We start from the raw sequence: 14,505 nt of genomic DNA, 5'->3' as shown, positions 1-14,505 counted from the left end.
GACCCTCTGATGTTTCCTATAAATTGTTATATTGTTAACTTTTTTTCTTTCTATATTTTTAAACATTTATCTTTAAAACAATGTTCCTTTTTTAAATTAACTCTCCATTTAGTTCATCTTCATCCATAATTAAACCAGAAGACTTCCTATTAATTAGATTTTTTATAATTTCCTCAATAACCATAATAACCTCCACAAAAATAAGTAATACTCACTTCAGCTTAATTTACATTGGTGTAACACTTACAAACTTCAATTGTTACATCCCTAAATAATGTTGCGATGTAAATCATCTTATTTTCTACATACGCAATGAATAATGGTCCCTTCCTCCTCACGATATATCTTACCTCTTTCGCAATTGAGTACATTAAGTTCTGATTTTTGTGCCAACTCTCTTAATTCATCTATAGTGAATATCTCCCAATCTATACCCTCATCTTTATATGGAAAGAACTTTTTACCTACTAAACAATGAGGATAATTTATCTCTTCATATTCACGTTCATGACCAGAAAAATTAATGATGCCATTATCCTTCAAAACACGTTTACATTCCTTTAAAAAAGCGACTTGCTTACTTCACTATACATGAGTCCAAAAGTTTGATTCCAAATAATAACTACATCGAAAGAACTATCATCAAATGGTAAATCTACACCATTAGTAACTAAGAACGTAATATTACGCTTTGATTCAGATGCTAATTTTCTTCAGCTATATTTTTATCATCTGAATAGAATTTTAGAACGATATTATTATTTTGATCCATTTTACACCTCCATCATTTCAATACTATTTAATTCGCAGTTTCTGAATATTATGCCATAATTCAGATTATGCTCATTTTGTTTAGTTACAATTTTCTCGCTTTGAAAATAATAGATTGTGGGAACTGCTTTGCTTTACAGGGTGAATAATATAGTTGGCTAAACTCATAATCGCTATTTAATGTTTCTTTGTCTGTTTCTTCAATAACTCTTTCAACTGCAAATCCGGCTTTTGCAAGTGCATTTATGTAATCGGATAATCGTCTATTATAAAGTGTCAAAGGAAACCCACTTTCTTTTTCAATATCTGGATTGTTACGATTAGCAGGTTTTTTTACATCTTTTTTAAATGTAAAAGGTTCTTCTTCGTAGTAACTACCTGAAAAAATCAATTTATTCTCAGTAGCTTCAACACAGTGCATAAATGGGTGGTCCCAGCTAAAAATAAAAATGCCGTCTTTCTTTAAATATGATGAAATAAGGTTAAAAGTTACTTGAATATCAATTGTCCAACCTATAGCGTATATCGAATAAACTACGTCAAAATAACTTTCTGGAATACCGGGGTTTTGTTCCATAGGAACATTAAAAAGGTTGGGACTATAATTACTATCAGTTAATAACTTCGTTGCGTTTTCAATCTGTTTTGTAGATAAATCAAGTCCCCATAATTCTTTTGCACCATTATCTCCACACCATTTTAATGAATGACCGCTACCACAACCAATATCCAATACTTTCTTGTTTGTGAGCACAGAATAATAAGCCAAGTTCATCTTCTGTAGGTATAAAAAAACCATAAACAGGTAATGCGGTTACTCCAAAGAAAGAATCCGCAATAGCGTCCCAACTCTCCTTATTTTGCTTTATAATATCTTTTTCCATTTTAAGTACTCCTCCTAATGTTATTTAAATAATCTTCAATTCACATTTAATTACACTGGTGCAATACCTACAAATGCTAATTGTTACACTTATTATGAAACTTGTCCGCTTTTTAGAATTCCAATATATTTTTCTTTATTAAAAATCCTATGTGTTAAAAACTTGCCATCTACTATAATATTAAAAGTTCTATATTGAGATGGTGAATTTTGAGCCTCTATATGATTATCAATTTTATGCAACCTAATACTCACGTTACATTCCTTTGACGCTTCAGTGATATTCTTAATAGCATAATCTATTATTGGACATTGGTCAGAATAAAGTACCGTTATTCCATTACCATAATTCAAGGCTCTTTCTTCCCATCCGCTATTAAAAGATAATAATCTTCTCACTGTCCATTTATAATTCTCCCATTGCTAATATAAAACAATCTTTTGTGTCATCCAACTGTTACATCCCTTAAGAAATTTGCGAACAAATCAATCTCGGATAATGTTTAGAAGCGAATATTAATCCTTCTGCTTATTTTTTTATCAAGTTTTTCTACTACTTGTATTTCCTTTGATATCTATACCTCCAAATCCAATCACTTTTGAACACTTCTTAATTTTACATTTGCACCATTATAACCATTCATCGACTTATACACAAACATTATTGTTATAACTAAATAATAGAACTAAAGCTATTTTTTGTCAATATTTTATAGTTTGTTTTACATTCTTTTATATTTAACTAGTCTTTTGCCTAAATTATTTTTTACATTTGAACAATCAATTTATATATTAATACTTCTTTATAACTATTCCATATACAATTTGTCATATAAAATTAAGCGCTAAAATAAACCCGACAGAAAAACTTATATTCTCTGCTGGGTACAACTTTATAATAGAGATGATTATTTGATAATCTATCAAAAATAGATTCATCTGATAGTGAAAGTCTAGAGGATCTTATGCCTTGGACAAATAAAATTCCTTAAAATATGAAAATTAAAGACACGAAATAAAATTAATCCCAGTAAAGATAATTGCCTTACTGAGATATTTTAATATATTTGATAGTATATAAATTAGGTGCCAAATTTTTTGCGCTTACATAGTAGTTATTGAAAATTCTTAAGTTTATAATGTTATGCTTAGCAGGTGGTATTCACAATACAAAAAATCCTATTAAGACGTAAATATACCCATATCAAACTTAGCCGATATAGTTGGCACTTCTCATCAAAGTTTAACTAATAAATTAAACATCACTAATTCTGAAAGGTAATTATGACTCTTTTCAAATTTTTACTATTATTTAATTCTAATCCATTTAATTATTTAAAGTTAAACATTGAGCATTTAATTCTAATTCCCATAAGAAACAGGTAATTGATTAATAGACTGTTTAAAATTCGTAGTACTTTATCATCTATAATATGAATTCAGTTATGATTTAGTACTTTCCTCCACCTGAACTGAATCTAATCTGATAATATCATCAATATAATATAACTCATCTTCAGTTAAATTTATTGATAATGCATTTTTAAAAATCAAACTGGCTTCTTTTAATGATTCTATAGTTCTTTTATTAAAGTTTAATTTGTCTTCATCATATACTAAACCATTATTCAGTACCATTCTTTCTAACGCACATGCCACATGAAACATAATTCTTAGCTTAACGGGATTTTCAAAATTTATATGTAATAAATTTTCAATTAAATTCACAAATTCATCTAATAATGAATAGATCTTTTTAGGATTAAGAAATGTCATAAATTCATCAAGAGTTTGTATACATAGATTTTTAAAAATTATTTTAGGTTTTTCTGTACTAACAATCGGTTGAATAGTTTTACCCTTTATAATACTTATTAAAATATTTTCTCCAGTTCCTTCAATCAATTGATCTATTGATATAAAAGGAATACCCATATCAGGGTTTGTTATACCTATAATAGCTAAAATATTATTTTCTTCAGAAATCTCACTAATAGACTTAGTTAAATCATTCAATCCAAGTGAAATAATGTTGATATCTTCAGAACTAATATCATTCGTAACATTTTCTACCAATTCTTTAAGTTTAATTGCTGCACCTTTACCAGTAGAACAAATAGTAATTATAGCTCTTTCCTTTTGTTTCTTTTCCTGAGGCAGTTGTGCAGTTATTCCATTAGTATATCCTCTAAAATCAGTAAGTAAATATGAATACACAGAATTTAAATCTGTATCACAAACAGAACATTTTCTAACAGCCTCTAATACTAATGGAGTAGAAACCATATCAACACTTTTAGTAATTATATTAGTTTTTTCAGTAATAACATCACTAAAACTATTTAGGGATCCCATATCAACTAAAAGTAGAACGCCTTTACCTTCATTAACTAATTTTACCTTTTCAATGACAATTTCCAATATATCAGATGGAGTCATTTCAAGAGGCATATCAACGCCTAAAATATTGTCAGCATCAAAAAGTTTTTTAGCTATACCAACCATACTTGTAGCAACACTTGAACCATGTGCAGCTACTACAATTCCTACTCTTTCTTGACGAGATGATTCTTGTATTGAATTCAAAAGTAATGCTAAATACTCTATTTCTACATTAGGTATACTAATATTAAATTTCTTTTCTATAAGCTTATGAATATCTTTAGCCACTTCGTATTCTTTACTTTCACTTGATATTGATAAATCAATATTTGCATCAAAAGAAACAGTATTTTTCTTAATACGATTAAATAATGCACTAAAATGAAGACTTGTAGCATAAATGAATCGTTCATTTAGTTTTTTACTTAATTTATTTTCAGCTAATATTTTTATTTCTTCTGCAAACTCAACAATATCTTTATCAACAATTTTTAGTAGTCCTTCTCTACGGTTTCCATCATTCTTAAATCTATCATAAAACTTTTTTAAATGAATATTTATGTCCGTAGTTATAAACTTCTTTATTTCCTCATCATTCATTCCTTCTTCTTGAAGAAGAGATGTTTTATTCTCTATTATGCTATAAATATTAAATGGTGTTTCATAATCATCTGTTTCTAAAAAAGTTTTATTACCATCAGGCTGAATAGTAATACTACTCGGCATTATATTCCACATAGTTGTATTATCTTTAGTTTCATTTCCAAATGTAAGTATTCCACTTTTTATATTTGGAGGTAATAACGCTAAATTTATCTCAATATCTTTATTGGTATTTATACAATTAAAAAATCCTTTTGCACAAACTAACTGTATATTGGATTTTAATTGTCCAACATTTCCATATGTAGTACTACCTATTAGAGCTTTCATAACTTCCGATGAAATTTTAATAGTTTTATTTACTCTCTGAGCTTCCTTAGAAATCAGATATTGTACCAATTCTATCTTTTCATTTATAGGTCTTTCTTCAAAAATAGGAATATTTATAGTTATAGGAATTCTTCTAATAAATGTATTAAGCAAAGCAGAATTAGGATCTTCTGTTGTAGCTCCGATTAACAATACAGTTGCCTTGCGATTCCTATCGGTCTCTCCAAGCTTATTATAATTACCTGTATCCATAAAATAGAAAACCATTTCTTGACCTTCTGGTGGTAATCTATGTATTTCATCTAAAAATAGTATACCTCCATCAGCCTTTTCAACTATACCTTCCTTTTCTTTTTCAGCACCTGTGAATGCACCTTTAATATGACCGAATATATGAGATAATAGAAGTTGTGGGTTATTACAATAGTCCGCACAATTAAATATAATAAATGGCGGATCTTCAGGTAGTTCTTTTATACGCTTATAATATTCATACATCATATTTGCAAACAAACTTTTACCAACGCCTGTACTACCAATTATTAATGTATGAAGACCATTGGGTGGATATAACAAAGCGGCTTTAGCTTGTTCTATTTGATTTTTCAGACTTATATTATATCCAATTAAAGAATTGAAAGGTGATTTATCTTCTTGTTTATTATCTGATGCCTTGCTAATAAACTCACTAATTTCTATAATTTCCTCACAATCATCATTTAGAGTTACATTCAATTTTTTCATAAATTGCTCTCTATCAAAATACAAAACTGGCCTATTTCTGATCTTGACTATTTTCTTTTCCCTACAAAGAATATTAAGTTCTCTTGATGCATTGCTCCTTAGCACTCCAAGGTGTGCTCCAACTTCATCTGCACTAAAACCTTTGATTTTTAATAATTTTTCTTTTGTAAACTCTTTAGAATTTACTAATATATATTCATAAATCTTATCAATTTGTTTCATTAATTAATACCTCCTTTATCTGTATTTTTTATATGTACTTAATTCTGGCTACTAAGTTTAAATTAAGTTATCCTTCTATATTAATTATTAGGTAAAATTTCAAATTACGTATTTATAATTACTAAAAATAATCCGTACATTTTATTACTCACTTACTAATCTATTTAAGCAATTAATATGCCAAATAAGCGTGTAAATAAAAATATATTCTACCAAAAGTAAATAAATATTTCTTTTACACACTAAATCTTTCAATCACACACTTATAATTATATTTAACACAGTTTTTTCTATAGCCTTAAATAATTAACATGTATTTATAGTGTTTGTACTCTAAGTTGCTGGTAGCTTTATGCCGCCTTACCCATTAGGGAACTTCGTGACCTAAGGAGATACAGATTTAAAATTATCATTGTTCAGATAACATTGCTATTTCTAACCTTTTATCAATAACACCAACTGGCAATATATCACCTTCATTAAATTCTAAATCTGTGATTAAATATTCACCTATTCCTAATACAGCAATACTGTCACCCTTTATTGTACTACCATTACAAGCTACAACATTATTAATTATTGTTACTATTGTCATAGTATCTTTAATATAAATATATCCTTTCATAATCTTTGACCTCCAAAATAAGAATTTTCACCCGTAATATCTACTGGCTGAATGTATAATTATTTAGTAGTGCCACCATCTACAAAAGTAATAGGCAAATAATTAATCTCCTGTACTGTTTTTTATTTTATAACACACTTAATCTCCATTATTAAATCTCAAATATTTCATTATTTAACATCTTCTTTTAATTTAAAATTATTAACTTGTCGAATAAGGTTATTAGAAGTCTCTGTAAGTAATTGTGAGGTATTTGCTAAATTTTCAGCTGATATTGTAACTTCTTGAGTTGAAGCAGCTATTTCCTCAGAAGAAGCTGAATTTTCTTCTGATATGCTGGCTGTAGATTGTATTGTTTCAACAATTTGATCTTTTTCATTATTAATTTCTTCAACAGTAGAATTAATCTCTTCTATTTGTGGAAGAATTGTATTAATAGCTTCAATTATTTTCTTGAAATTATCGACTGAATTTTCTATTACATTTGTTTGCTGTTTCAAATCATCATTCACTCCATTTGTAGTGCTTACTACGATGGTTGTTTCCTTAGAAATATCTTGAATTAACCTATTAATATCATTAGATGATCTCTTTGATTGTTCTGCTAATTTTCTAATTTCCTCAGCAACAACTGAAAATCCCCTACCTGCATCGCCAACTCTAGCTGCTTCTATTGAAGCATTTAATGACAATAAATTAGTCTCCTCTGCAATACTGTTTATAACATCCGTTATTTTATTAATTTCTGAAATTTTTATACCTAACCCTTGAATTTTCCCACTAACATTATCAAATGAGTTGCTGATAGTATTTATTGTTTCCATAAGAGCAGATAATTGAGCATTACTGCTTTGTGCCATATTATTAACTGATTTAGTGTTTCCATCAACATCTTTAATTGATGCAGCAATGTTTGCAATTTCATCACCTAACTTAGAAAATGATTGATTTATTACCATTAATTCATTTGATTGAACTAAAGCACCCTCAGCTATACTATGTATGGCAGTATCAACTTCATGCATTGTAGATTCCGTTTCTTTTGATACAGATGCCAATGATTTAGACTTTTCTAAAGTTAATAAGCTGCCATCCTTGATTAACTTTAATATATAAGAGATTGAATTTATAGTAACTGCTAATTCCTTTTTCATCAGTCCTATTTCAGACTTTTCATCACTTTCAATTTTAACTGTAAAATCTCCCCCAGCTAAAGTATCTAAAATACTGCTAAATGAACTAATAGATTTCTTTAATAATTTTATAACCGTAGTTGCAATTGATAATATTAATATAATGGAAATAACAAAAAGTACTATCAAAGTAATAATTCCATTTACATAATCTTTATCTGTTTTATTAAATAATTGCTCTGCATCAGCTTTATTTTTAATAACTGCTGAAGAAATTGCATCTGAAAAATTATAATTATTTTTTTCAAAATTGGTTTTATTTAAATTCTTTGTATAAGCGCTAATATCACCATTATCTTTAATTTTAGTTATATCATTACAGTTATCTTTCAAAGTAACAAATAGTTGATCTATAAACTCATTCGCTTCTTTGTTATCAGATGTAAACTCTAATGACTTATATTGAGTCAAATCTGCAGAAATTCCCTCAATTGCTTTATTAATATTATTTTTATATGACTCTTTTGGATTCTCCATTTGACTTGGAATATCATTTCTCAAATCATTTAAGTGCATATTAATAGAACTTAATAGTATATCTCGTTGAAGAGAGCTTGTATACATTAGCTTAAGATTATTATGAGTCGCATTAATAGTAAAAAATGATGATATTCCAATAATGAAAGTAGTTAGAATTGAAATTAAGCATATTACTTTAAAACTTCTGATTATAGTTATATTTTTTAATGATAGTTTTGTAAAAATACTTTTGAAAAATCTATTCTTTAAATGTTTATTTTTTAAATCTTTGGTATTTATAATATGATTCTTTTGTTTTTTAAATTTTTTATCCATTGTAGCACAACCTCCAAAATAATCTTCCTAAATTTCCATTGAGTGGTTATATTCATAAATGAATATAATTTCATGAATAATTCAGTATTAGGCAAATACAAAAATCAATTTCTTTAGACCTATAAACAAAATGAGAAAATCCTAAAATTTATAGTAAGCATTATACTTCAATAGTAAAATCGTGAGTTTTTAAATCAGTTAAATTTTCACCTAAACTATCTGCGTAGGTTATAAGCATAATTTCATTTTTAATTCTATTTCTAATATAATAATCTCTTTCTTTATTACCTTTGTTTTCAAATTAATAAGCAAAAAGCCTATACAAACGAATAATCAAAGCTATTAACATTGATATTTTTACTTTATATCACTTAATTTAGGCATAGAAGCTATTGCTCCATAGTTTGTACATGTTATTGCTCCTACTTTATTAGCAAATTCAATTATATTTTTCCACTCTTCAAATCTGATATTTTGTTTATCTTCAATATCAGATACTTGTTTTAATACAGCTCCAACAAAGGCATCTCCAGCTCCTGTTGAATCCACTTGTTTAATTTTAATTGATGGAATTATTATATTTTCCTTATTAACACTTAAATAAGTTCCTTTAGAACCTAGCGTAATAGTTACAACTTTAACGCCTAATTCATGTAACTTATTAACTCCTGCTGTTATATCCTTTTCTTTAGTTAATAAAAACAACTCTTCGTCACTTAATTTAGTAAAATTACTTTCTCTTATAAACTTAATGCTATCTTCAATAAACAACTCTAATTTATCTGGTGTTATTAGAGCATCACGATAATTTGGATCAAAAGACACATAAATATTTTTTGATTTTGCATACTCTAATAATTTAAAGTATGTCTTCTTTAATTCTCCTTCTAAAAATCCTGTAGCTGAGCCAAAGTGAATTATATCTGAGCTAGTTATCTTTGATAAATCAATATTATCAAATGAATACTCCCCATCACTTCCTCTTAAAAAATCAAAATTACGCTCACCATTTGCATCTATACCAACTAATGCTATTGTTGTACTGCCCTTCTCTACAGCCATTTCTGTATTTATATTTAAATCTTTTAGTAATCCTATTAGATGTTTTCCAAAAAAGTCATTTCCCACTTGTCCTAAAAAATAAGTATTTCCATCTAATTTAGAAATGCAAGCTGCAACATTTGCTGGTGCTCCACCTGCTTTTTTTTCAAATTTTTCTCCATCTTTCAGCCCTTTATTATCCACACAAACCATGTCAATTAAAAGCTCTCCTATACAAAAAATATTTTTACTCATATTTATCCCTCCATATTTACTTCATATTTCATCTAGCTACTAAACTTAATCTTCTAAATGTATTTTTTCTAATTCTTTTAATGCTTGATTAATCTGCGATCTTGCCCACTTGTCTCTATCTTCACCTGGATATTGTCTATAATTACACTCTATTACCTCAATAAGGTATAAGTATACTTTATATAGTGTGAATCTTACGTATTCGTCTCTATTTAAATCTTCTCTTCCAACAAACGTATTCATAAGATTTTTATTGTCCCAAAAATATCCACATATTGGTTCAAGTAAAGGATCTCCGAATATTGCGCGTTCACAATCTAAAACTCCAACAATTTCAATAGTTTTAGGATCTATAATAATATTTCCTTCCCACAGATCTTTATGAATAAGTAATGGTTTTGTTACTTTATTTAACGAATCTCTATGCTCATTAATTATTCTATATAATTTATTGTTTTCAAAAGGAAATGAAATTCCTACATCTTCAGCATCTTCTAAAAGTTCTTTAACCATATTTAAAAAAGCTTCGTACCATGTAGAAAATCTTTTATTTTCTTGAGAAATGCATCCAAAATACTCTCCTTCTATTCCATTTATCTTCCTAACAATGTCTACTAGATTCGAGGAAATTTTCGCATATTGTTTTTCTGTAAGCTCATTACGTATCTCATTAAGAGATCTTCCATCAACAAATTCCATAAATAAAAACTCGCAGTTAATAATTTCGCCACTCTTGTCATAATACAAAACTCTAGGAACTGGAATACCTTCAATACAACGCATTTTATTTAGAACTAATACTTCAGTTTCCATAATGTTATTTTCATATCTCATTACCTTTAGATCTTTCACAGGTGATATCTTAAGTACTACCTTTTGCTCACCATTTAAAACTATAATATATGAAGCATTGAAAAAACCGCCCTTTAACTCTATTATGTCTTGCACTACTACGTCTTCTCCAAATGCCCGCTTTGTCATTTTTATGATTTGCTCATTTAAAACCTTTGTCTTAGTTATGCTTACCATATTATTTAATCTCCTAAATTTAGAGTATAATAGAAAATATTCTTAAATCCGTACTAATCATCGAATAATTTTTCTTTATCTCACTCAATATTTCTATAGATTTAAAGTTATATTCGTACATTAATTTAGCATTAGTATTTAATTTATCCATATTGTGTATTCCTATATACCCAATAATTGCAGTAAATGCTGCAATACAAATAAATGACAAAATTAATTTGGATGCAAATTTTAAATTATTAAGTAATTTGATAATAAGATTTACCTACATTTCATGATATTTAGTAAATTTTATCACCTTCTTAAAATCTACATAGAAATTCAATTTCTACTTTCATGATTCTTAATATTAATATTTTTCACTAGAGACTCTTTATGCATTTAAAAGTGGCTAAACTATAAAATCTAATTTAGTCACTTTTTAAATACATCTGAATATAATTTTTAATGTAGAACAATACTATGTTTTTCAATATTTATTTCAGCTTCTCCCTTGGCATAAAACGAAATATCTGTTGCATCTAGAGCAGTGTAAAAAGTTGATGTCATTACTTGTTCACCATCATTCACAAAAATTTCTGCAGAATACTTATCAATAATTAGTCTTAACTTAACCTTTCCATTTTGATTCCTTACATTCATTTCTCTCTTATGCAGCGCATCACTAAGTCTTGCTGAATAACTTCTATCAAATGAAACTAGATTTTTTATTGGATCAAAAGTAATCAATGTTTCATATTCCTTATTTTTAGCAATCTTAATTATAAATTCTTCGCAAGCTGCACCATTAATTTCAACAGACATATCTAATTCTCTTCCTGATATACCTTCCAATTGCACCTCATCCTTAACTGATACATTTTCATATTTTACAGTATTCTTATAGTAATTCTTAATTTCTCTAATTGGATTTTGAATTAATTGTCCATCCTTTATTGTTAGTTCTCTAGGAATACTCATCATTCCACACCACTTAAAGTCTTTTGGAACAATATTGTTTTCCCAAGATTGCATCCATCCAATCATAATTCTTCTTCCATCTTCTGTTTCAAGGGTTTGAGGCGCATAGAAATCTAAACCAAAATCTAGAGTTCCATACTGTTCCCTATTAAATTTATGATTTTCCTTATCATATTTACCAATTAAATACACTGTATTGTGTCCATTATGAAATTTTAGCTCTTGTGCCTTTACTTCCATTGGTGAAATTATCATAATATCGGTTCCATCAACATTAAAGAAATCTGGACATTCCCACATGCGGCCTATTTTATTTTCACATCTATCAAGAATAGTAACAAATGTCCATCCTCTTAAATCCTTTGATTTATATAAAAGAATTTGTCCACTTCCATCAGCATGCCTACTAGCAACTACAACATAGAAGTCATCTCCTTCTTTCCATATCTTTGGATCTCTAAAATCTTCTAAATTACTACCTTCAGGCAATGAATCACTTGTAATAACAGGATTACAATCTAATTTTTCATAATTTATGCCATCTCCTATAGCAATACATTGAGTTTGTCTAATTAAATGAGAGCCATCTTCCTGAACTTTATCTAATACTCCAGTATACATAAGTATATGCTTACCATCTGACTCTACAGCACTTCCCGAAAAACATCCTCCCATATCATATACTTGATCTGGTGCAAGAACTGCCGGCAGTTGCTCCCACTTTATAAAATCTTTTGTTTTACTATGGCCCCAATGCATTGGACCCCATTTAGTATCATACGGATGATATTGATAGAAAAGATGGTATTCCCCTGCAAATTTTGAAAATCCATTTGGATCATTAATCCAGCCTACTGGTGCAGATAAATGAAATGCTGGCTTCTCCCCATCTGGAATATTCTTTATAGATTCTTCTTCAAAAACTCTTGCTTTGTCTAAAATTTCACTATTACTTTTCACTATATTATTCATAATCATTTCCTTTCAATTATTATATATATTACATAAGCGACCCTAAAGTCGCTTATGTGAGTTATTTATTTTGCATAAAATGAATCTAAATATTTTTGTTTAATATCTAATATTTTTTGTAGTCCAAGTTTGTCCATTTCTTGTAAATAAGAATCCCATTCAGCATCAATACCACCATTTAAAATCCATTCAGCTTTTTTACGTTCTGTATATGCTTTTACTGCTGTTTCATATTGTGTAAGTGTATCAATATCTTCTTGTGACATAAATACAACTGGGTAGATATTTTCTGCCTTCATATCTTTTACATAAGTATTACGAATTATATCTAATCTTTCTTGTGCATCATCTGGAGATGTTGTATATTTTCCATAATAACTATTAAGAATTGCTAATGGTCCTCCAACAAATTGGTTTGCACGAACTTCCCATGGAGATGCTTTGCCTAAAGGTAAATGTTTTAAAGTTTTATCTGCTGTTAATTCAAATATATTGGCATTTTTCTCATCACCATATGTTCCCCAGTTATCTTGTACAGATTGAACAGGATCGTATAACTTATCAATCCATTTTGCTGTTAATTCTAAGTTCTTATTTCCTGATGTTATAACACATCTTCCCACATCAACACCCATTGCATTTTGTCTAGTAGCATTAACAATTCCAGTAGGACCTGCAAGTGCTGGAAGTGGAATAAAATCATTTTTATTTACTGATACATTCGAACTATCCCATGTAAAAATCATACCATAACGACCACTTTTACCTTTTGCTACAAAAGTGTCCCATTTTTGAGTAAATGCTTCTGGATCTATAAGACCTTCTGCTTGAAGCTTATTAAGGTATTTAATACCTTCTTTATATCCATCTTGAACAGTTGAATAAACTACTTTCTTATCACTATTTACTAGATAATGATCTCCATTATCCCCCAATCCAAAAGCCCCAAGTATAAATCCTGGATCTTCATTTACACCATTAATAATAAATGACATTGGAATTACATCTGTTTTTCCTTCAGGGTGTTTATCCCTAAATGCTTTTAAAACTGTAACTAATTCATCAGTTGTTTTTGGTACTTGAAGACCTAATTCATCAAGCCATTTTTTATTGATCCATGGAATATCTCCAATTGCTTGAATAGCTTCTTTTCCGCTTCCTAATTCTTCTATCCATGGGAATGAGTAAATGTGACCATCTGGTGCAGTAATCATTTTCTTATACTCTGGTTTTTCTGCTAGAACTTTTTTAAAATTCGGCATATATTTGTCTATTAAATCTTCAACAGGAACTATAACACCTTGTTTTGAATAACGAAGCAAATCATTATTGTTCATACCAGCATTAAATACTACATCTGGAAGTGTATCTTTTTTTGATAATGCTAAATTCTTCTTATCAGGAAATTGTTCATCTGGATAACATGTCCAATCAATGTGAACATTCGTTTCTTTCTCTAATCTTTGAAAAATAACTCTTTCATTTGGATTTTGAGTAGAGATTGAAGGTGCACTTGTAAGCATTTTTAAAGTTGCTGTTTCTTTTAATGGAAATGAAACATCCGTCAATGTATTTTTATCCTCAGTCTTACTTGTTCCACTTCCACATCCTGTGAATGATAGTACTGTTAGCAAAGCTAATGAAATGCTAACTAATTTTTTGATTTTACTTGTTCTCATATTATTTTCCCCTTCCTTTTC

At 28.5% G+C, this 14,505-nt stretch carries 12 protein-coding genes and 1 pseudogene; all 13 read right to left on the bottom strand.

Annotated elements, in window-relative coordinates:
* Nucleotides 1–294: 294 nt before the first annotated feature.
* Complete coding sequence (locus D2A34_RS09700) at nucleotides 295–543, bottom strand: hypothetical protein (RefSeq protein ID WP_119366479.1); 249 nt, start codon at nucleotides 541–543, stop codon at nucleotides 295–297.
* 17 nt (nucleotides 544–560) lie between these two features.
* Nucleotides 561–698 (bottom strand): annotated as a pseudogene (locus D2A34_RS27640) (class I SAM-dependent methyltransferase); the annotation flags it as partial.
* Nucleotides 699–856: 158 nt separating this feature from the next.
* Entirely contained in the window at nucleotides 857–1,504 is a 648-nt protein-coding gene (locus D2A34_RS09690; RefSeq protein WP_243128294.1) for a class I SAM-dependent methyltransferase, read from the bottom strand.
* The gene (locus D2A34_RS27185; RefSeq protein ID WP_243128293.1) at nucleotides 1,485–1,655 is read right to left on the bottom strand and encodes a hypothetical protein; all 171 of its coding nucleotides are present in this window, start codon (nucleotides 1,653–1,655) and stop codon (nucleotides 1,485–1,487) included. Before D2A34_RS27185 ends, D2A34_RS09690 begins: the two co-directional genes overlap by 20 nt.
* Before the next feature lie 92 nt (nucleotides 1,656–1,747).
* Nucleotides 1,748–2,053 (bottom strand): YoaP domain-containing protein, encoded by a 306-nt coding sequence (locus D2A34_RS09685; RefSeq protein WP_119366478.1) that lies wholly within the window; start codon nucleotides 2,051–2,053, stop codon nucleotides 1,748–1,750.
* Nucleotides 2,054–3,097: 1,044 nt separating this feature from the next.
* Nucleotides 3,098–5,935: a sigma-54-dependent transcriptional regulator gene (locus D2A34_RS09680; RefSeq protein ID WP_119366477.1), complete on the bottom strand. Its 2,838-nt coding sequence runs from the start codon at nucleotides 5,933–5,935 to the stop codon at nucleotides 3,098–3,100.
* A gap of 409 nt (nucleotides 5,936–6,344) precedes the next feature.
* Nucleotides 6,345–6,560, bottom strand: coding sequence for a hypothetical protein (locus D2A34_RS09675; RefSeq protein WP_119366476.1), 216 nt, complete (start codon nucleotides 6,558–6,560; stop codon nucleotides 6,345–6,347).
* 170 nt (nucleotides 6,561–6,730) lie between these two features.
* A complete protein-coding gene (locus D2A34_RS09670) occupies nucleotides 6,731–8,548 on the bottom strand; it encodes a methyl-accepting chemotaxis protein (protein ID WP_119366475.1) in 1,818 nt (605 codons plus the stop codon).
* 357 nt (nucleotides 8,549–8,905) lie between these two features.
* Nucleotides 8,906–9,844 (bottom strand): carbohydrate kinase family protein, encoded by a 939-nt coding sequence (locus D2A34_RS09665; protein WP_119366474.1) that lies wholly within the window; start codon nucleotides 9,842–9,844, stop codon nucleotides 8,906–8,908.
* Nucleotides 9,845–9,889: 45 nt separating this feature from the next.
* Nucleotides 9,890–10,873, bottom strand: a complete 984-nt coding sequence (locus D2A34_RS09660) for a phosphotransferase family protein (protein ID WP_119366473.1) — start codon at nucleotides 10,871–10,873, stop codon at nucleotides 9,890–9,892.
* 19 nt (nucleotides 10,874–10,892) lie between these two features.
* Complete coding sequence (locus tag D2A34_RS09655; protein ID WP_279221619.1) at nucleotides 10,893–11,126, bottom strand: MCP four helix bundle domain-containing protein; 234 nt, start codon at nucleotides 11,124–11,126, stop codon at nucleotides 10,893–10,895.
* Nucleotides 11,127–11,317: 191 nt separating this feature from the next.
* Complete coding sequence (locus D2A34_RS09650) at nucleotides 11,318–12,805, bottom strand: glycoside hydrolase family 32 protein (RefSeq protein ID WP_119366472.1); 1,488 nt, start codon at nucleotides 12,803–12,805, stop codon at nucleotides 11,318–11,320.
* Between the two features lie 65 nt (nucleotides 12,806–12,870).
* A complete protein-coding gene (locus D2A34_RS09645; protein ID WP_119366471.1) occupies nucleotides 12,871–14,484 on the bottom strand; it encodes an extracellular solute-binding protein in 1,614 nt (537 codons plus the stop codon).
* Between the last annotated feature and the right edge of the window lie 21 nt (nucleotides 14,485–14,505).

The organism is Clostridium chromiireducens (genome assembly GCF_003575225.1).
Lineage (GTDB): Bacteria > Bacillota > Clostridia > Clostridiales > Clostridiaceae > Clostridium > Clostridium chromiireducens.
This window is presented reverse-complemented; position numbering and strand designations above follow the sequence as displayed.